This window comes from Micromonospora sp. LOL_015 (genome assembly GCF_048060275.1).
Lineage (GTDB): Bacteria > Actinomycetota > Actinomycetes > Mycobacteriales > Micromonosporaceae > Micromonospora_E.
This window is the reverse complement of record NZ_JBHMIO010000215.1, coordinates 1-330: the sequence shown is the minus strand read 5'-3', so window position 1 is coordinate 330 and position 330 is coordinate 1. Positions and strand designations below refer to the sequence as shown.

Here is a 330-nt window from a genome sequence, read left to right as displayed (position 1 = left end):
ACTGGCAGCACAAGCTGTCCACGACGATCATCCGTGAGAATCAAGCGGTGTACGTCGAGGACCTGTGTGTCGTCGGTCTCGGCCGGACCCGGCTGGCGAAGTCCGTCCACGACGCCGGATGGTCGTCGTTCGTCGCCATGCTGGAGTACAAGTCGGCGAGGTACGGACGCACGTTCGCCCGGGTGGACCGGTGGCTCCCGTCCACCCGGATGTGCTCGGACTGCGGGCGGATCAACGAGCGGATGGCGTTGGACGTGCGGTCGTGGGTGTGTCCGTGTGGCGGTCACCACGATCGGGACGTCAACGCGGCGATCAACATCAAGGCCGCCG

The 330-nt window shown here is 66.1% G+C and carries 1 protein-coding gene; it reads left to right on the top strand.

What is annotated here, in order from left to right:
• Positions 1-47 precede the first annotated feature (47 nt).
• On the top strand, positions 48-330 hold a 283-nt coding region (locus ACFHWU_RS29550; RefSeq protein WP_416592358.1), incomplete at its 3' end, for an RNA-guided endonuclease InsQ/TnpB family protein.